Here is a 17948-nt window from a genome sequence, read left to right as displayed (position 1 = left end):
GCGGATGAGTCCGCGCCCCTGCTTGTGGTCGGCGCCGATGCACGGTCTGTCGGTGCGCCGTCCGGCGGACGGTCGGCGGCTGTCAGGCGGCCCGCCGCTGCTTCAGTACGGCTTCCGCAGGTTTGACATTGGCCTCGTTCTTGAGGCGGGCCAGCAACGCCGAGGCGCGGTCCGAGGACATCGACCGGCCGGTGTCGCGAACGGCCTTCAGCAGACGGTCACGGGTCAGCGAAAGACCTCGGCCCTCCAGATCGGCGGCGATGCTGCGACCAACCGGCATGAGGTCATCGATACCGGCCACGGTCCGCTTAACCGCCGTCCGTTTGGGGCGCCTGGCCGCACGTGCCGGCGGGTTGGGGCGTGGGTTGGCTGTGGCGACGGCGTGCAGGTCGCTGGCCTGCTCGGCGGGCGATTCGGGGGCTTGAGCCGCATCACGGGTCAGCAGGTGACCGAGGGCGGCACCCATGCCCAAGACCAACACCGGTAGGACAGAAACCGCCGCTGTGATCCAGTCCGGCGCCTTCGCCCGAGCGGAGATCTCCAGTAGGTGAAAGGCGATCTGGCCGAGCATCCCCAGCGCCAGCGACCCTACGGCCGACCATTTGGCGAACGTGCGTGTGGTCTCGCTGACCTGGCTGCCGGTCTTCAGCCACGCGCCCAAGGCGTACGCGGCATAGGTCTCCACGCCGAGCGGCAGGGTGATGGCCGTGTTGATCTGGAAGCCGTCCGCGATGCCGGGCAGTGGGGTGACCATGCCGAAGCCGGTCTTCTCCCCCAGTCCGACCCACCCAGACCATGTGGCCACACCGGCGGGCAGGGCGAGCAGCACCAGCATCGTGTTTCTCTTCATCACGCCGCCTCCGCCTGATACTCAGCGAGTTCGGCGGCGGTACGGCCAGCCCAGATGCCAGAGGTAGGGCGGACTCGGAGCGCGTAAAGCTCGCAGAGCTTCCGCGCCGGGCAGGTGGCGCAGACGTCGCGGGCAACGTCCTCGCGGGCGGCGCGCTGATCGGCGCTCTCGATCGTGTCGACCGGCCCGGTGTGCAGCTCGGGGTCATAGACGCACTCAGGGAGCAGGATCTCCCCTTGCGTCCGCCACGGCGTTCCGAACGCCGTGCGCGACGGGTGGAGGGAGCGATTTACGCGGTTGAACTTGCGAGTCATGATGGTGTTGCTCCTTTTACCGGGAGTGAGGGGCGGCCTGCGTCTTGGCGGATGGGGCCGCCCCTCTTCGCGTGTGGTGGGTCTCAGCCGAGGTGAGAGGCGAAGGTCGCAATGGCCTCGGCGATCTTCATCAGGGCGTCCAGCGCGCTCGTGGCGAACTCGGCAGCCTTGGCGGGCTCGCGGACGATGAAGAACAGAGCGCCGATACCGAGCAGGGTCGGCATGATGCGGCGGGACTGCTGCGTCGGGATCATCATCGGTTTCCTCCAGGTCGACCGCCCGTGTAGGGGGCGCTACACGACAAACCGTATAGCCCCCCCTGCACGATCGTCAAGGGGGTACTACACGCGTGTTGTCTAGGCCCCCCTTGACGAAGCGTCTACGCTGGTTGGCATGACAGAAGAAGGCGTGAGCGAGGCGGTCGAAACCGCGCTTGCTGACCTCGGGCGCGCTTTCGAAGCGGCAGTGGTTGCGATCGACGCAGAGCCCGATCCCAACCGTGCGTACGGCGGAGCGACCGAACTCGTGGAGACGCTCAGACGGCTGATCGAAGCCTCTGGAGATCACCGCGCGCTCACCGCCGCCCGCATCTTCGAGCAGGAGCGGATGTCGCTGGCCGATCTGGCCGGCCGCATCGGAGTGTCGAAGGCACGAGCAGCCCAGTTGATCAAGTCGGCCAAGGACGCCACTGATCAGCATGGAACCGCGACGAAGGAGACTCAGTGAGCGAGCGCACCGAAGTTCGGGTAGAGGTCTGGCCGGTCTCGGCGGACCCAACCGGAATTTGGCTGATCAGCGGGAGCGACGCATGGCGTTCCTCGGCCATCCTTCAGGAAAGCGACCCGCACACGACCGTCACCGACCTCTTGGAGGCGAACAAGGCCACCTCGGGCGTCGAACTGCTGCACTCGACCTCATGGCGTGCCGACGGTCAGGCCGTCATCCTGACGTACGTCGCGGTGATCAACTGCCTGGACTACGTCCGCGACCAGTGGCCCGACGCGAAGCCGATCAGCCCTGCTCTGACTGACGTCGTCGGCAAGCCCATCGAGGTCGAAGCGACCGAGGCACCCATTCCGCGGTACATAGACGTTCTCCTCCATGGAATGCGCCACCTGCAATTCCTGCTCCAGACCGACTCCTCGGCCCGAGACGCGCTGTGCGACACGTGGCGGCGACACCTCGCAGCCTTCCGTCCGGCACTGGCCGGCATGTACGACCACAAGCACGGCGAGGAGCCCATCACCATCGCCGATGGGCAGATCGCTTAGGGGGCACGCATGGCTGAACAGTCCGAGTACCAGCGTCGGGCGTATGAAGTGCTGGGCGCGCTCCTGGAACGGGCCGCCCGCGAGGACCTGCCGGTCATCGCCTGGACCGTGGCGAGCGCCCAGTCCGAACCGATCCTCGCTGGGTACTGCGATGCGGTCGACCCGATCCAGCGACAGGACGATTTCGAGGCATGGCGGTCAGCCCTGGGAGCACGGGCATGGCCCAACGGCATCAAGCAGGACTACGGCGTTCGCCTCCATGCCTCTGCGACAGACCAGGAAGCGGGCGTGACTATCACGCTGGCCGCGGAGGTCCGTAACGACGAGATGTGACACGGGAACCTCGTCGCACAATCCGCAGTAAGCCCTCAGAGGAGCGATCTTCTGGGGGCTTACGGCTTTCGGTCGGGGTCGCCCGCGCTCAGCGGAATCACGCAGAACTCCGCAGAATCAGACGGCGTCCGTCTCGGCGTCACTCGCAGGCTGAGGCGTTGCCACGAAGGTCCCCTTGGCGGGCAGGGTCACGACCAGACCACGTTGACGCAGTTCCTCGATCGCGCGGCGCGCGGTACCCAGCGCCACCCCGTACTCCTCGGCCAAGGCGCGTTCTCCGGCGAGACGGGCATTCGCGCGTAGCTCGCCCGTCTCGATGCGGGCGGCGATGTGATCAGCCATCGCCGCGTAGACGTAGACCGCGCCCTCAGGGTCGAACGGCGGGATGCCCTGCTCTTCTGCCATAAGAGCAACCTAGAACGGCCCTGAGCTGCACAAACACTTAGGTAGCGGCATGCTGCTGCATACCGCTCTATACCGCGTTATGATGAGGTCATGAGAGTGCCAGGTTTCTCGCGCATCACTCTCGACCTGAATCAAGGGCAGGCCGAGGAATTCACTCAGTCGATCCAGAAGGCGTATCCAGACTGGCTCATCGAACAATCCGGGGGCATCTGGTGCGCCACCGGAGCATGTTGGGAGCCCGACTGCACCTGCACACGAACGATTCACCACCACAGCCCTCTCGGGCTCGTCGTCCTCCTCGCCCGCGCGAACGGCGAAGTGTCCTGATGTGGACCACAACTGACCCCTTCATGGAGCGCTTCGCACTGGTCATCAGCGGGATCGGACCGTGGTGCCTCGTCGAGCGCCAAGCCGACACCGCCGTCTCACAGACCGTGACCGCCGTATGCGGACGCACCGCCAGGGTGGGCAACCGCTTCGGCCAACTGTTCACCTGGCGCATAGGCGACTCCGTCTGCAAAGAGTGCGCCCGCCTCATCGCTCGCGAGAGACGCCCCTAAGCGGCGCGGCGGCGAGCGCCCCGTCCTGCCACACCCATCCCAAAGGACGGCCCGTGTCGCGCCGCCGCCGCGCCCACCACCGCAGTTGCCGGGCAACGATTGATCAGGGAGCACTCGTAATGGACCCTTCCGACGTCGTGGACCTGGACGCCGCTCTGTTCGCGCTCAGACGCGCCTACCAGGAAGCGGTACGGCAGATGCGGGCTGAGCCTGACCTGCACGCGGCCTACCTGATCGCCACCCGCCTGGCCGAGCAGGTACGCGAAATTGCCGATGGCGCCGCCCTAGTGAGAGCCGAGGCCGCCTTGTGCATCCAGACGGCAGAGGCCCTCTCGGTGTCGGAACTCGCCGCACAACTCGGGCTGTCCAAGGCTCGCGCTGGACAGCTCGTCCGCGCGGCCCGTCGCGGGCAACAGACCTCCGAATCTGCGTAGTTCTGCTGGATTCTGCGGACAGCATTCCGGCGTGGAGACGCACCCTCGTTGCCCTGGCCCCAACGGGGCATCGGAGGGGATTTCGCGGATTACGCGGATTCAGCGGCGGTCATGTGCAACAAAGGCAGGGCGTTCCGCGGCTTCTGCGCGCCTGGTATCGGCTGCCAGTAGGGGCGAAGAGCCAGCTGGAGCCATGGACATGGTGAGCAGCGGGGTGAGCCCAGTCGCCAGCCGTTGCCTCCAACGATTTACCCCATGTCCGTAGGGAGCACACCCGAAGGCCTCGCTATCTACAAAGACGAACGGTTCACCCCCACTTGGGGGTGAACCGGTAGGCGTTAGGAACGGCCTACTGAAGTCCTCCCCACGCTGTGGGGGTGAGCCGACCTCAGTGGTCTCCTGGATATGTGCCGGCCGCTCAGGCCACCGCAAGAAACAAAGACGGCCGAGAGGCCGATACAGAAGGCGAAGAAAACCAGCACGGCGGGCCGTAAGTGCGATCAACTCTTTCCCGCCCCAAAGGCGGACCTACGCGCCACAGCGCAGTCTCACCCAATTGACCCTCTAGAGATGTCAAGGTAGACGAGCGATTCTTCATTTATAGAGCGCTTCTTGATCTCCTTCAACACCTCCGGATTATCTTCGAAGTATGCGGAATTATATGGACGCAACGCCAGAAACGTGTCATTCCATCGGGTGGTCGCCATCATCACAATGGTCGGCCTATTCTGTCCTTTGATCACCCATTTACGGGCAGTCAACAGGTCGACCGCCTTGTCGAGCGACTCTCGGCCGCTCCGCCCCCCGACATCGATGATCATCTTTTGCGAGATCAGCGTCCCCCCGTCTTCTAGGTCGCTCACATTGTTGAGCTCTGCTTGCACTTCTCCTATGCCACGAACATCATCGAGCGCTGCGGGATCAACGCGGAGCACCACGGGCGCCGGAGGCACCATGCAACCGGAGGCCACTATAAATATACCTAGGATAATGACCATGATCCTGTCAACGGCCGCAGACCTCGCCGTACGCGCCATGTTCAATCACACCTGGCCGAGCCGATGCGGATACACTCCCAGTACTCATCGACCGCGTTGCCGTCCTGCAGCCATTCAAGTATTTGATGTCGACGCTGTATTCCCGTCGCACGACTCTTTGGATCTCTGACGGTAAGGAACTCATCTCGAAATCCGTTTTCTGCCCACGTCCTGAAGCGATCGAAGTTGAGTTGGGTGTTACCGGATGCAGGATTATCGACGGTTACTCCCGAGCAGCCGCAATAGGCGATCGCCGCTTCTTTGTCGTCCAGATAGTGCTTAGCGCCGTCCTTCATATACCATACATTCTCCTTAAGATGGGCCATCCATGCGGCAGCGAGATGTATGGATCTGTTTGGGTCTAGCCCCTGCTTTACATAATCGGCAATGGGCCGTCGCTTCCACTCCTCCTTCCCGTAGTGTTTCATCATCATCATCCGGACCTTGTAGATTTCCAACTGGGCAAGTCCGATAGACGCACCCACTCCCTTGTTTTTTGTCTTTCTATCGCTGTAGATCCCGAGATAGAAGTCCGCAGTGAGGGATATGCCGCCGTACTTGTTGGCCGTCGTATTAATCTCCCACAACAGAACAGCCGTCAGAGATTCTTCACTAACACCGTGATTCGAAGCCGCCTTTCTGATTGTTTTATAATACCTAATCAGTTTTGAGTACGTGTCGTAGTACTTGAATTCTGGAGCCTTTCGGATGGAGGGGGAGAGCCCGCCGCCATATAGGCCGTGGGTCGCTGTCAGCCCTCCAGCCATTGTCCAGTTATTCATCAATGTCGAATCTTTTGCCACAGGAGACCATGCAGCCATATATCCGTCCCGGGTCTTCTCCGGAACGCTGTCAGCCCAGAAGTATGGCTGGTCGACTGGCCTGCCGTTACGCATGTATTTGCCGCCCCAACGCTCGATCTCCTCATTGGAAAGGCCGGGGCCGTAGAGCCAGTCATAGCCGGGTGCGCTGGTGAACTCGCTCCACCACTGCTGGTGCGAGGCGGTCTCATGACAGATACTGCCGCCCCCCATGCCGCCGACGCATCCTCCGCTTGCCCAACCGGCTTCATGGAGCGAGCTTCCCGGCACTATGGCGTCTCCGCCCCACCCCATGGGACTGGGGTTGACCAGCACCGTGGAGTGCCCCGTGGGGTCGGTACCGGTCAGCGGTGAGGCGTTGCCGTAGGTATAGCGGTTGGCCTGCACAGACGGGTAGGGGGCCAAAGTGGCGATATCGCGACTGGCGAAGCCGCCGGTACCCGGCTGGTACCAGCGGGCGTACATGTTCACCTTCCCGGTGTCCGGGTCCGTGTATTCGCCCTGGTAGCCGAGGTTGCGCTTGGTTCCGGTCTGTGCGGTGATCTGGCCGAAGGGGTCATAGGCGGTGGAGTCGACCAGAGCATTGGCGTTGAAGGTGGCCACCAGGTCACCGTGCAGGTCGGCCAGGGCACTGACCGCCACCCCGCCCCCTTCCTGAACGCTCAGGGCGCCGCCGGAGAGATCGCGACCGTACTTTGCCTGGACTGCGCCTGCGTTGTCGGTGATGGCGGCGATGTCGTTTGCCAGACCGGAGTAAGCGTAGTGCTGGGTGGCTCCCGCCTTGGCGCGGCTAGTGAGGCGGCCGAGCGCGTCGTAGGTGTAGGCGAGTTCACCGTCGTTGACGAGCTGGTCGAAGGCGTTGAAGGTCAGGTTACGGGTGGTGCCAGCCTTGGTCTCGGTGGCCAGGGTGCCGCGTGCGGTGTAGGTGTAGTCCGTTCCGTCGCCCGTGGTGAGGCGGTTGCGCTCGTCGTAGGTGAAGGTTTTGTCGCCGGCCTTGCTGCGGTTGCCGGAGTCGTCCCACTCGTAGCTTGTCGTCGTCCCGCCGGGTGCGGTCCAGGAGGTCAGGCGTCCGGCGTGGTCGTAGCCGTAGGTGTTGCTGCCGGTGCCGGCAAGTCCTGCGGTGACCTTACTGGTGAGGTTGTCGTCCTCGTCCCACCCATAGGTGATCTTCGATAGCTGGGCGCCGGTGCCGTTCTTCAGCGTGTGGGTTTCCACCCGGTCGAGGTCGTCGTAGGTGTAGGTCTGGGTTCCGGCCTGGCCGCTGGTCGGCGTGATCGAGGTCAGCCGGTCGGCGTCGTCGTAGCCGTAGGTGAGGGTGCGGCCGGCCACCGGGTCGCTGCCCGTCGCGAGCCGTCCCACATTGTCCCAGGTGAAGTTCGCGGTGCCGGCGGCGTCGACCCGCTGGCTCGGATTGCCGAGCTCGTTGTAGCTGTAGGCCGTGCGCTGCACCGACCCTTCGGTGATCTTGGTGATCAGGCCGCGATCGTTGAACTCCACGCTCTGGTTGCCGAAGCTGGTCTGGCGGCCGGCCAGGTCGTAGCCGAAAGTGCTGTCGGATGTGACGGTTTCGGCGCCGGTGCCGGTCTCCTTGGTGAGCCTGCCGAGGTGGTCGAAGGTGCGGTCGATGCGCACCCCGCCCGGCTGGATGAGACTGACCTGGTTGCCTGCCGTGTCGTAGCTGCTGGTCCAGGTGCGGTCGGCCAGGTTGGGGTGCGCGGTGGTGGCGGGCTCGGTGACGCTCTCCGGCAGGCCGAGGCTGTTGTAGCTGGTCCACGTGGCGTTGCCGCGGCCATCGGTCAGCCGGGTACGCGCGCTGCTCGCGTCGTAGCCGAAGCTGGTGGTGATCGACTTGGCCGCGGAGACGGGTTCGATCAGCGAGGTGGCGCGGTTGAGGGCGTCGAAGGTCTGCTTGGTGACGTGTCCCTCGGGCGAGGTGGAGCTGGTCGGGTTGCCCGCCGGGTCGTAGCCGGTGCTGGCCGTGCGCATCACGGTGCCGGAGGCGTTCAGGTCCTTGGTAGCGATCTGGCGGCCGGCCAGGTCGTACTCGGCGACGGTGACGTTCCTGAGCGGATCGGTGACCTTGAGCGGACGACCGGCAGGGTCGTAGGTCATCGTGGTGGTGTGGGTGGCCGGGTCCTTCTTCTCGGTCATCTCGCCGGCTGCGTTGACCTTGAAGTTGGTTGCCCGGTTGCCGGGGGCCACCGTCTTGGTGAGGTGGCCGGCGTCGTTGTAGGTGAGCGTCGTGGTGTACGCAGCCGAGGTGGGCTTACGCTCGACCGTGGTACTGGTGATCGCGCGGCCCAGGTCGTCGTAGGTGGCCTCGACTCGGGCGCCGGTCGGGTCCACGCTGGCCAACTGCTCGCCGGCCAGGTCGTACTCCGTCACCCACCGTCCAGGGCTCTGCCCCTGCGGAGCCGGGTCGGTGACGCGGACCTGCCGGCCGAGCTGGTCGTACTCGAACGTGGTGGCATAGCCGCGTGGGTCGGTCGTGCCGATCAGCTGCCCGGCCGGGTCGTAGGAGTTCGTGGTGGTCGGGGTGACAGCAGTGCCGCCGGGAGGTGTGTAGCTGGGGGCGCTCTTGCTGGTCAGGCGACCCGCCTTGTCAAAGACCGAGGTGATGGTACGGCCTTCGGCGTCGGTCTCCTGCGTTGTGGCCCCGAAGGTGTCGTAACCCAAGTGGACAGATGGACGCGCCGTGCTCGACGTACCCGCCTTGTCCACCTTGACCTGCGGTCCGGTCACCTCGACCGGACGGCCCAGCAGGTCGTAGCGCATGGTGCTGGTGAAGTCCGCTTCGTTCGCGCCGCTCACGTTGCCGCGCGGGTCGGTCGTGGCGGTGATCAAGCCGCGGTCGTCATAGCTGGCGGTGGAAACGAGGTCCTCGTCGCCGTTCTCCACGGTCGTCTTGGTGACCTGGTTGACCTTGTTGTAGGCGTACTCGGTCACCTCGGCTCGTGCCGTACCGGCGCCGGTGAGCGTGGCCTTGAGAAGGTTGCCGTTGGCGTCATAGGTGAAGGCCGTCTTGCGGTTCAGCACACTCGGGTCGAACGTCTGCGAGGTCAACCGCCCGGCTTCGTCGAAGACGAACTCCGTGGTCGCCGTGTCGCCACCGGTCACCAGCTTGGTCCGGTTGCCGGCCGCGTCGTAGGTATGGTCCTCCAGCACCACATCGCGCGGCGTGGTGGACCCGTTCAGCTTGACATCATCGGCGATCTTCTTGGCCACCAAGTTGTCACCGAAGTAGGTGTAGGAGGTCTTGCGGCCCATCGCGTCCACCTGCGTGGCCAGCCTGCCGCCCGCGTCGTAGAAGAACGACTCCAGCACGACATCCTTCGCGGGCGTCGGATTGACCGGACTGCCCGTCCACCCCTTCAACGTCCGAGAGGTGAGCTCGCCTCGCTCGCCGTAGCTGTGCTCGACCACCGCACCCCGGGCATCGGTGACCCGCACCAGCTGGCCCAGCGTGTTCCAGCTCTGCCTGACGACACCGCCCTCCGGCCCAGTGACCGTCTCCACCCGGCCAAGAGCGTCGTAGGTGTAGACGGTGGCACGCTCGGCATCGCCGCCGGTTAGGTCGGAGATCTTCTCGCTGAGCCTGTTGCCGTCCGCGTCGTAGGCCAGCTTGGTGCGCTTGGTGTGCGTGACATTGGTGGTCTCGTTCTTGACCCCCGGCTCGGTCTGCGTCGCCGGTCGGCTCAACTCGTCATAGGTGAAGGTGGTCTTCACTCCGTCCGGATGCGCCTGTGACACCTGAGTCGAGTCGATCAATCGACCGAGAGCGTCATAGTTCAGTTTCGTGACCAGCCCGACCGGGTCGGTCTGCTCAGCCAGGTCACCCGCCGCGGTGTACCGGTAGGTCCAGGTGTTGCCGCGCGCATCTCTCCGTGACGCCACCAGCCCAGCAGGTGCGGTGCCGCCACCTACGGCCGCTTCGCTTCCGTCGGTGTAGGTGGCGACGGTCGAGCGTCCGCTGGGAAAGTCCGTTGTCGCCGGCGTCGTCTCCTTGGTCTGCTCTCCGAACTGGTTGTACTCGTACGTGGTGGCGTAGGTGTTGCTGCCGGAATCCGACGAGCGCGCATCGCGGTAGATGAGCACGCTGTCATTGCGTGGGTCGAACTCGTCGTCCTTGTTCAGGTAGTACGTGGCGTACGTACTCTGGCAACTTCCTGCGGTACGGCAGGACTCGCTGCGAATCGGATTACCGCGTTCGTCGTTGTACCGCCGGAAGACGTTGCCGTTCCGATCTGTCACCTTCGCCTGGAAGCCACCCGTGTCGTATTCGTAGCGCGTCTGGAACTCGCGCTGATCCTTCTGATACACCAGGCGAGAGCCACGCCACTTGTCATAGCCGTAGGTCAGCGTGTCGTTGCGCGGGTCGGTGACCGTGACGATGTCGACCTTCTCCAGCCAGTCGGTGTCCGGCTTGCCGATCTGCCAGGTGCCGCCATGGCGGTCAGTGTGCGTCTTGAGGCGATCCGTCGCTGTGTCATAGCTGTTGGCCGCCCAGACACGCCCCGACGGGAGCGTCATCTTCACCAGCTTGTTCGCAACCTTCGCCCGCGCCGCATAGTGCGTCTGGACCTCGGTATCGGTCAACGGCTTGTCATAGATGGCGAACTCGTCGATCGACCCCTTGAAGGAGAAGGCGCCGGTGATGTTCGGGCCAGCGGGGATGGAAGCCCACGAGCTGCCACGATCTCCACTGCCGACGGAGGCTTCCGCCCGGTAGTCCGGGTAGATCTCACCGCTCACTTCGCCTACGGCTTGCCCGTCGAGGAAGAGCTTCTGCCGCCCATCGGCCACATTCAGCACCACGTGATGCCACTGGTTGTCGGTGACCGCGGCTGCGCTGGTGATCGGGGTGTATACCCAGTTGCCGCTGCTGTTCTTGATGTTGCCCAGTTGGCCGCGCAGGCGCCCGTCAGTACCGATGTAGAGGACGGGCTGCGTCGCGCCGAACGCGTAGTCGAACTGTCCGGCCGAGAAGATCATGCCCTGCTGTGTGGTCTTGAACCAGCCCTCGATCGACAGGCGCTCACGCAAACGGGATATGGCATCGCTCGGCAAGGCCATCTTCGACTTCGTGAAGCCAGCGGCTGTGTGGGTGCTGCCTTCCAGCGCGCCCGGCTGCCCCGGCGTTATGTCCCTGTAGTAGCCGGTGCGGCCGCTACTGCCTTCGTTGATGGGGTTACCGGTTGGTTCTGGGCCGAAGCGGAAGTAGTGCACCGGTTCGGCGTCGAGCACCACGGTGCGATACCGCGACCCGTCCTCGTAGGCATAGTTCGTGCAGTTCGGTGCCGCGACCGGGGCGCACACACTCGTCAGGTTGTCACCCGTGTAGGTGTAAGTCCAGGTCAGGCCCTTGCCGTCCACAGGATCAGTGGACACCGTCGCCACTCGGTCACCCTGCCAGGTGAGGTGCAGCCCCCTGCCGCCAACGGCGAATACCTTGCTGATCTTGCCGTCGCTGCCGTAGTGCAAGCTCTGGGCCCGCCCGCGACGATCCGTGATCTTCAGTAGCCGTCCGGCCGCATCAAAATGGTAGGAGGTCGACGCCTTGTCCATTAGCCGCCAACCGCCACCGGCCACGTCGGCCAGCACATCATGCATGCCAGGCGGCGGCTGGTACGTGCCATTGCCCTTGTTGGCGAATCGAACGCGACGTCCGGAAGGGTAGGTGACCAGCAGATCGGTCACACTGGCCGTCGTCCCCTCTGCCGTGATCTTCATGTCCCACGGCGTTGACCATCCCGCTCCGAAGATGCCGTTCGTGCGGGCGTCCGCGCTGTTGTAGGTGCGTACTACCGAAAGCGGCGGCCCAGCGACGGTGACCTGCGCGTCGACCGCAGTGGTCGTGTAGTTCCCCGCGATCGGTGAGAACTCCTGGCCGTCGCCGCCCCGCTCACCCAGGTGTGCGCTGGTCAACGGCTGCCGCGCGCCCGTCGTCACCAGCAGCTTGTCGCTATCGTCCGTCTCGCCGCTCTCCACGTCGACGACGTGGACCCACCACTCGTACTGCTTGCCCCACTCCAGCTTGCCTGCAGGCACACGCCAGGTCTCCTCGCCCACCAGTCCGCCGGAGGTCACACATTCCGGTGCAGGCGTTGAACCTTCGTCCTCGTCCGGCTTCTCGCAGATGGTGTAGAAGAACTCCAACTGGGCCGACGAGCCACCACCCATCCGGGTGGCGCGGACGGTCAGGAGTGGCGTCACTGTTCCCAGCATTCCATGTTCGGGATAGACGTCGTCGATCATCGGGAACGTGGTACCGGCCTGCATCATCCGGTTGACTCGTTCTGTTGGTTCAGAGCTCGCCTGACGGTTCAGAGCCTTCATCGGTGTTGCAGACCGTGATTCCAGAGCGAGCGCTCCCGGCGTCCTCTTGCGCCGCTCTGGCTCGGCCGCGTCGCCTGCCTCGCGCGTGATCGAAGCATCGACCAAACTCGGCAGGACACCCGACGTTCCGGTCATCTGCTGGGGTGTGGTGACCGGGCCCTGATAGCCGGTTAACTCGCTCACCACACTGGATCGCGTCTGCGCAGACGCCGGCACGCTGACAAGCGACACAAGGCCCGGCAATGAAGTGACGAGCAAAACCGCAAACCCAAAACGAGCCCATGCCAAAGATCGGCGCATACGCCGCCACACTCCGAACCACGAAGGGCGCCCGCAGACGCCGGACGAAGCTCCACCCGCCCGACGCAGAAACAAGGTCCCTGACTCGTGCGGCTCGGAGCATGTTGCCAAACGGACGAAGCGTAACTTCCGTCCGAAACGACAACAAGATCCAATCAAGTGATGCAAAGATCACAGAATGCGACATCTCGCATCGAGTAGCGCGGACAGCGCGTTGACCCTCGTCGAAGGGCGCAGAAGTTGATCGTTCCCCCCGCGTTCCCGGGAGGGCGTGGCATCAGGCGAATCAGCAGGTCAGAGCGCTGTCGCCACAGGACTGTAAATCCGCTCCCCAATCGTGCGGGCACGACCCGGGAAGCGTGCGGGAACGTGGTCACGTACGGCCTACGTACAGACAACGGCTCGTACAGCGCTTTTCACCTGGTGAGCGCCATGACTGGGGCCGGTCTCCGGAGCCGGGTGCGCAGGTTCGAATCCTGCAGGGGGCACACTCGACCTACCTAGCGATACGCGCACTGACCTGCAGAGATGCAGGTCTTTTGCGTTTCTGGGGTGTGCCACCGGATGCGGCCGACGGCAAGCATGTGCCCATGATCACGTAGGTGCCGCGTACCGATCTTGGTCGCGATCATATGGCGGTGGAGCAGCGCGCCGCCTCAGCGCCGTGCTCGGCGTGGAGCTGGCGCTCCTACCAGGAACTCCTCCTAGCGAAATGCTCTAGTGCGGCTGGTCCGACACGATCCTCGTCATTCAGCTTTTGAAAATATCGAACGCTTTCTGGCTCCAGCCCGGATCCCATGTCTCCAGGTACGGCAGCGTTACGGCTTGGCTCCGCTTTTGTGGTGGTTCCCATGGTGTTGACCCTGGTTCGGCAGCCACGACGCGGGGTCGAGCTGATCGGCTCGGTGCGGTTGCTGGGTTGGTCGATTGGTGCCCTGGTGCTGACCGCGGCTACCTCCATCCTGACGACGATCGCCCCTTTGCCTTTGGATGTCTGGCTGGAGTTCGCTCCCCTCGGGCTGGCCGCCATCGCCTGCGGGCTGGCCATGCAATCCTCGGCGGGCCGCAGAAGCGCCCTCTTGCTTGCTCCCGTCTACCTGCCCACGGTCACCAGCTTCTTGGTGATGCACACTGCCTGGGGCGCCGGAACAGGCGACCAGGCGCTCGCCATGATGGGGATGGCCGCGGCAATGTTTCTGCTCACCTCATACCCCACGTTGCGCCACAAGAGCCCGAAGCGCGCGAAGGCCTAAACGTAGCCGGTAGCGGCTAAAGAGGGTGTTGCTGAACTCCGGCGCCAGCCGAGATACCTCTCCGGAGTCCTGGAGCACGCTTCCAGGCGTCGTTGATCGTGCTCCGGTCGACCCGCCGGGCATGCAACGGCGTGATTGCTCCCGGGGGTCTTCCGTTCGTGCCCGCTGATATCTGGCGAATCGAGCAAGAATCTTCAAGACCCGCGCAACGACTATGTACAAGATCGAATGCGTGATCTCTTCTCGCATCAGAAGGTCAGTACGAACACCGTCGAGACTTGCAGCCGCCTTGGGGTTCCTGGCAGTTACCAGCATGACCGCGGCCGGATCCGCCTACGCGGCGGCCTCAGAGCCCAGCATCTCTCCAGCACCACTTGCGTCGAGCGACCCTGGCCCTGAGCACTGGAAGAAGCAGCGCCGTACCGACCTGGTCGCCGACGCCATACAGGCGGCGGCAGACAAGTTATCCGGCGATTCCGGTTTCACCGAGGCCATCGTGCACCCTGAGCAGCTCAACGTCACCCTGCTCTGGCACGGCAACGTCCCGCCCGCCGTCAAGGCCGCCTACACCAAGGTCGCAAGAGCCCAAGGTGTGAACGTCAGCGTGGTTCAGGCGCGGTACACGCAAAGGCAGCTGCGCACAGCCATGGATGCCGTGACCGCCGACAACAAGGCGCACATGGCCGAGTTCGCGACGGCCGGCCTGCCACGGGTGTTCTCGGTGGGGCCCTCCGCGGACGGTAATGGTCTCGACGTGAGTGTCGAGGCCCCAGGTGACAGCCTGGCGCCCAGCGCGAGCGCCGATGTCGCCGCGCGGATCGCCTCAGTGGCCGGCGGAATTCCCGCTCGGGTGCGCACGGGCGCGGCACCCCAGGCGGTCAGCCGCGACAATGAGCAGAACTACGGTGGCGGCCGCTGGGGCACCAGCGTCTTCGGCGGACAGGGACATTGCTCCGAGGGGTTCGCCGTCAGGCAGGCAGGCACGGGCTTCACCTACATGCTGACCGCCGCGCACTGCGCCAACGAAGGAGCTGCGGCCACGAGCGCCGCCACCGGAGCGCGGTTCGCCACCGTGGTCCTACGAGACGCTGATTTCGACACCGAACTCCTCAGGCCCCCGAACTCTCAGCCCACGTTCTTCGGCCCGCAGATCTGGGTCGGCGGCGCACACGAGGGTGTGTGGCGCGGGAACGTCCACGGCGTGGCCTCCAACAGGCGCAATGACTACGTCTGCCAGTCCGGGGCGTTTTCCGGTGTGACGTGCGGGATCATCACCGAGCCCTACACCAACATCACGTTGAGCGACGGCCAAACGTTCTACGGCGAAGCCCACTACGTTTCGCTCTACGGCTACAACCCGCTTCTTGGCCCCGGAGATAGTGGCGGCCCGGTCTACACCCCCGACGGTGGACCCGAGGGCTACGTTTACGCGAACGGAACCAACAGCGCAGCCACCGACAGCGGAATAACCTGCCAGGGGGACCAGGACCGGGGAACCTATCCCGACGGCGGCCCTGTAATGTGCGGTAACCACGGCTGGTACGCCAACATCACCAGCTTCCTCCACGACCGCGAGCCCAGCTTCTCCCTCCTCACCCGCTGATCCGTGCAGGAAGCGTCGCAAGGAGATCCTTAAGAGGGTGTTGTTGAGCTCCTGGAATCGTTGCTGATCAACCGGGGCAGCGTGACGCTTCGTGGCCGTATGGCTCGGGTGAACATGTCGCGGTGATCAGGAACGGTAGCGCGGCCAGGACCAAGACCGCTGACCGGTGTCCTGCCAGTTGACGGGTGTCCGGCGAACGGAACCGCCCTGACGGCAGGCTCGGCGCCGTACAGGGTGGCCAAGTTCAAGAGCCGAGGGCGTGTCCCGTCGTCACATCGATGTGGTCTGGGATCTCGTCATGGTGATCGCCCACGCTCGGTGTCCCGGTGGGCTCGAACATGAGGATCGCGGCGCCAGACGGAGCGGCCGGCTTGTGCTCCATGCCTCGAGGGACGGTGAAGATCGAACCCGTGGGGAGCACGACCGTACGCTCCCCATCGGGTTCGCGTAGGGAGATGTGCAGCTCACCGTTGAGCACCAGGAAGAACTCATCGGTGTCGTCGTGGGCATGCCAGAGGTGTTCGCCCTCGACCTTGGCGACGCGTACGTCGTAGTCATTCACGCGCGTGACGATGCGGGGGCTCCACAGGGCGTCAAAGGAGGCCAGGGCCTTGCTGAGGCCGATGGGTTCGTTGCTCATGGAGTGATGCTCCCCGTTTCGCACGGCCGCCGTAACTGCTAGGAATTGCATATGTCGCAAGAATTCTCGCATGCAGTCGGTGGGGCGGGCCTGCACCGGGTCGTCGTGATCGTGGACGAGAACTCCAATCCGTTCGAGCTTGGCTGCGCAACCGAAGTCTTCGGCCTAGGCAGACCCGAGCTCGGCCGTGATCTCTACGACTTCAGACTCTGCTCGCCCGAGCCCCGCACGCTGATGCGGGACGGATTCTTCACTCTCACCGGAGTTGCCGATCTCGAGGCGGCCGATTCGGCGGACACCTTGATCGTTCCCAACCGGCCGGACACCGAGGTGCCCCGCCGCCCGGCTGTTCTCGATGCCATCCGACGGGCACACGCGCGCGGCGCCCGTCTGCTCGGCTTCTGCAGCGGCGCGTTCACGCTGGCCGAGGCCGGGGTCCTTGACGGGCGCCGGGCCACCGCGCATTGGCAGTGGGCGGACTCCTTCCGGGCCCGCTTCCCCTCCGTCCACCTCGAATCGGACGTGCTGTTCGTGGACGACGGCGACATTCTCACCGCCGCGGGGAGCGCTGCCGCTCTCGACCTCGGGCTGCATGTGGTTCGCCGCGATCATGGCGCTGAGGCCGCCAACTCGGTGAGCCGGCGACTGGTTTTCGCAGCGCATCGAGATGGCGGGCAGCGGCAGTTCGTGGAGCGGCCGATGCCCGATCTGCCGGATGAGTCCTTGGCACCTGTCCTGGCCTGGGCCCAGGAGCGGCTGGACTCATCGCTTGCGGTGACCGACCTCGCAGCGCGCGCGGCGGTCAGCCCGGCGACGTTGCACCGGCGCTTCCGAGCTCAATTGGGCACAACGCCGCTGGCGTGGCTCACCGGGGAACGGCTCGCCCTGGCATGCCGACTGATCGAACGGGGGGAATCCCGCTTCGACGTGGTCGCGTGGCGCAGTGGGCTTGGCACCGCTACCAATTTGCGCGCTCTGATGCGTCGCGAGACCGGTCTCAACCCGTCGCAGTACCGGCGCCGGTTCGGGCCGGGGTGAGCTCAGACTCAAGAATCTTCTGACGAACCACCGAAAATGGTGACTCAGCACCTGCTGTCGCCAGGAGCGAGCAGGCTGGTGACCTCAGCGATGGCTTCGGGAGGAGGCTGTGACCGAGGGGTTCGGCCGGGTCTTCGAGATGATGCGGGCCGCCCCCACCCTGACCGCGAGGCTGTCACCTTCGGCGCCTGCCCGATTCTCCTCAGCCGGACTGGGAACGGCTGGTCGATCGTTCGTCATAACTTGTCGGCGCAGCTACGGCGAAGCGCTGTCCCCGAGTGCGCCGTCGAGCATCGTGTGCCAGATCTGGTCTTGTCCGTCGATGCACTTGGCGTAGATCTTTAGCAGGACTTCGACGCTGTGGCCTGCCCACCCGCATGTGTCTGCACCTGGGCTGGGTCGATGTCACTCGTCCGGGGGTGCGGATCCTCGGCACCGAGCGGTGGGGCAGGAGTGGGCATGCGAATCGCAATCCTTGGCAATACGACACAAAGCGGGTCCGGCTGGGGGCTGCCGGACGGCTCCGGACCCATTCGAGGCCGGTACCCGCCGCCAACCCACCTTCTGCTGTTCAGTCTGCGCTACCCCGGGGGCAAACATCGTAGTTCGTCCGGCCTGATCCGCATCTGTGGCCGGACGCCGCAACCCAGAGGTGCCATTTCTGTATTCGGTCAGGGGAGCAACCCTTCTCGCCGCACAGGAAGGAGCCTCACGATGCAAGACCTGGCACAGTGGATTCCCTTAGCCATCTCT

16 protein-coding genes and 1 tRNA gene are annotated in these 17948 nt (G+C 64.6%); 10 read left to right on the top strand and 7 right to left on the bottom strand.

Features of this window, described 5'->3' with window-relative positions; translation table 11 throughout:
* Positions 1–82 precede the first annotated feature (82 nt).
* The 3 genes from AB0B45_RS46590 to AB0B45_RS46580 form a co-directional block, all read right to left on the bottom strand.
* Positions 83–835, bottom strand: coding sequence for a hypothetical protein (locus tag AB0B45_RS46590; protein WP_358144654.1), 753 nt, complete (start codon positions 833–835; stop codon positions 83–85).
* A 14-nt stretch (positions 836–849) separates the two neighbouring features.
* Complete coding sequence (locus tag AB0B45_RS46585) at positions 850–1164, bottom strand: WhiB family transcriptional regulator (protein ID WP_358144653.1); 315 nt, start codon at positions 1162–1164, stop codon at positions 850–852.
* An 83-nt stretch (positions 1165–1247) separates the two neighbouring features.
* Positions 1248–1421 (bottom strand): hypothetical protein, encoded by a 174-nt coding sequence (locus AB0B45_RS46580; protein ID WP_358144652.1) that lies wholly within the window; start codon positions 1419–1421, stop codon positions 1248–1250.
* Positions 1422–1557: 136 nt separating this feature from the next.
* On the opposite strand from AB0B45_RS46580, the gene AB0B45_RS46575 reads away from it, so the two are divergent.
* From AB0B45_RS46575 to AB0B45_RS46565, 3 genes are read left to right on the top strand one after another with little or no spacing between them, the layout of a single operon-like run.
* Positions 1558–1890 (top strand): hypothetical protein, encoded by a 333-nt coding sequence (locus AB0B45_RS46575; RefSeq protein ID WP_358144651.1) that lies wholly within the window; start codon positions 1558–1560, stop codon positions 1888–1890.
* Entirely contained in the window at positions 1887–2435 is a 549-nt protein-coding gene (locus AB0B45_RS46570; protein WP_358144650.1) for a hypothetical protein, read from the top strand. The genes AB0B45_RS46575 and AB0B45_RS46570 overlap by 4 nt, the downstream gene beginning before the upstream one ends.
* Before the next feature lie 9 nt (positions 2436–2444).
* Entirely contained in the window at positions 2445–2768 is a 324-nt protein-coding gene (locus AB0B45_RS46565; RefSeq protein ID WP_358144649.1) for a hypothetical protein, read from the top strand.
* A 117-nt stretch (positions 2769–2885) separates the two neighbouring features.
* Here AB0B45_RS46565 and AB0B45_RS46560 read toward each other — a convergent pair whose 3' ends face one another.
* Entirely contained in the window at positions 2886–3173 is a 288-nt protein-coding gene (locus tag AB0B45_RS46560) for a winged helix-turn-helix domain-containing protein (protein ID WP_358144648.1), read from the bottom strand.
* Positions 3174–3263: 90 nt separating this feature from the next.
* Here AB0B45_RS46560 and AB0B45_RS46555 point away from each other — a divergent pair, with 90 nt between their 5' ends.
* From AB0B45_RS46555 to AB0B45_RS46545, 3 genes are all read left to right on the top strand, one after another.
* Positions 3264–3500 carry a hypothetical protein gene (locus tag AB0B45_RS46555; protein WP_358144647.1) on the top strand — a complete coding sequence of 79 codons (237 nt, stop codon included), beginning with the start codon at positions 3264–3266 and terminating at the stop codon, positions 3498–3500.
* Positions 3500–3733 (top strand): hypothetical protein, encoded by a 234-nt coding sequence (locus tag AB0B45_RS46550; RefSeq protein WP_358144646.1) that lies wholly within the window; start codon positions 3500–3502, stop codon positions 3731–3733. Before AB0B45_RS46555 ends, AB0B45_RS46550 begins: the two co-directional genes overlap by 1 nt.
* A 119-nt stretch (positions 3734–3852) precedes the next feature.
* Positions 3853–4167 carry a hypothetical protein gene (locus tag AB0B45_RS46545; protein WP_358144645.1) on the top strand — a complete coding sequence of 105 codons (315 nt, stop codon included), beginning with the start codon at positions 3853–3855 and terminating at the stop codon, positions 4165–4167.
* A gap of 548 nt (positions 4168–4715) precedes the next feature.
* Here the strand turns inward: AB0B45_RS46545 and AB0B45_RS46540 are convergent.
* Together AB0B45_RS46540 and AB0B45_RS46535 are read right to left on the bottom strand one after the other, a co-directional pair.
* Positions 4716–5204: a hypothetical protein gene (locus tag AB0B45_RS46540; protein ID WP_358144644.1), complete on the bottom strand. Its 489-nt coding sequence runs from the start codon at positions 5202–5204 to the stop codon at positions 4716–4718.
* 2 nt (positions 5205–5206) lie between these two features.
* Positions 5207–12544, bottom strand: coding sequence for an RHS repeat-associated core domain-containing protein (locus tag AB0B45_RS46535; RefSeq protein ID WP_358144642.1), 7338 nt, complete (start codon positions 12542–12544; stop codon positions 5207–5209).
* A 526-nt stretch (positions 12545–13070) separates the two neighbouring features.
* Here AB0B45_RS46535 and AB0B45_RS46530 point away from each other — a divergent pair.
* From AB0B45_RS46530 to AB0B45_RS46520, 3 genes are all read left to right on the top strand, one after another.
* Positions 13071–13149, top strand: a tRNA-Ser gene (locus tag AB0B45_RS46530).
* 363 nt (positions 13150–13512) lie between these two features.
* Positions 13513–13914 carry a hypothetical protein gene (locus AB0B45_RS46525; RefSeq protein ID WP_358144640.1) on the top strand — a complete coding sequence of 134 codons (402 nt, stop codon included), beginning with the start codon at positions 13513–13515 and terminating at the stop codon, positions 13912–13914.
* Between the two features lie 214 nt (positions 13915–14128).
* Complete coding sequence (locus tag AB0B45_RS46520) at positions 14129–15517, top strand: hypothetical protein (protein WP_358144638.1); 1389 nt, start codon at positions 14129–14131, stop codon at positions 15515–15517.
* 244 nt (positions 15518–15761) lie between these two features.
* On the opposite strand, the gene AB0B45_RS46515 is transcribed toward AB0B45_RS46520, so the two are convergent.
* Positions 15762–16157 carry a cupin domain-containing protein gene (locus AB0B45_RS46515; RefSeq protein ID WP_358144637.1) on the bottom strand — a complete coding sequence of 132 codons (396 nt, stop codon included), beginning with the start codon at positions 16155–16157 and terminating at the stop codon, positions 15762–15764.
* 51 nt (positions 16158–16208) lie between these two features.
* Between AB0B45_RS46515 and AB0B45_RS46510 the strand changes: the two genes are divergently transcribed.
* Complete coding sequence (locus tag AB0B45_RS46510) at positions 16209–17195, top strand: helix-turn-helix domain-containing protein (protein WP_358144636.1); 987 nt, start codon at positions 16209–16211, stop codon at positions 17193–17195.
* Positions 17196–17948: the final 753 nt, after the last annotated feature.

The sequence above is a fragment of the Nonomuraea sp. NPDC049152 genome, from assembly GCF_040648355.1.
In the GTDB taxonomy this organism is placed as follows: domain Bacteria; phylum Actinomycetota; class Actinomycetes; order Streptosporangiales; family Streptosporangiaceae; genus Nonomuraea.
This window is presented reverse-complemented; position numbering and strand designations above follow the sequence as displayed.

Coding starts and splice junctions, on each gene's coding strand:
- AB0B45_RS46590 (WP_358144654.1), bottom strand. CDS start 835: ATGCTGGTGCTGCTCGCCCTGCCCGCCGGTGTGGCCACATGGTCTGGG.
- AB0B45_RS46585 (WP_358144653.1), bottom strand. CDS start 1,164: ATGACTCGCAAGTTCAACCGCGTAAATCGCTCCCTCCACCCGTCGCGC.
- AB0B45_RS46580 (WP_358144652.1), bottom strand. CDS start 1,421: ATGATGATCCCGACGCAGCAGTCCCGCCGCATCATGCCGACCCTGCTC.
- AB0B45_RS46575 (WP_358144651.1), top strand. CDS start 1,558: ATGACAGAAGAAGGCGTGAGCGAGGCGGTCGAAACCGCGCTTGCTGAC.
- AB0B45_RS46565 (WP_358144649.1), top strand. CDS start 2,445: ATGGCTGAACAGTCCGAGTACCAGCGTCGGGCGTATGAAGTGCTGGGC.
- AB0B45_RS46560 (WP_358144648.1), bottom strand. CDS start 3,173: ATGGCAGAAGAGCAGGGCATCCCGCCGTTCGACCCTGAGGGCGCGGTC.
- AB0B45_RS46555 (WP_358144647.1), top strand. CDS start 3,264: ATGAGAGTGCCAGGTTTCTCGCGCATCACTCTCGACCTGAATCAAGGG.
- AB0B45_RS46550 (WP_358144646.1), top strand. CDS start 3,500: ATGTGGACCACAACTGACCCCTTCATGGAGCGCTTCGCACTGGTCATC.
- AB0B45_RS46545 (WP_358144645.1), top strand. CDS start 3,853: ATGGACCCTTCCGACGTCGTGGACCTGGACGCCGCTCTGTTCGCGCTC.
- AB0B45_RS46540 (WP_358144644.1), bottom strand. CDS start 5,204: ATGGCGCGTACGGCGAGGTCTGCGGCCGTTGACAGGATCATGGTCATT.
- AB0B45_RS46525 (WP_358144640.1), top strand. CDS start 13,513: ATGGTGTTGACCCTGGTTCGGCAGCCACGACGCGGGGTCGAGCTGATC.
- AB0B45_RS46520 (WP_358144638.1), top strand. CDS start 14,129: ATGTACAAGATCGAATGCGTGATCTCTTCTCGCATCAGAAGGTCAGTA.
- AB0B45_RS46515 (WP_358144637.1), bottom strand. CDS start 16,157: ATGAGCAACGAACCCATCGGCCTCAGCAAGGCCCTGGCCTCCTTTGAC.
- AB0B45_RS46510 (WP_358144636.1), top strand. CDS start 16,209: ATGTCGCAAGAATTCTCGCATGCAGTCGGTGGGGCGGGCCTGCACCGG.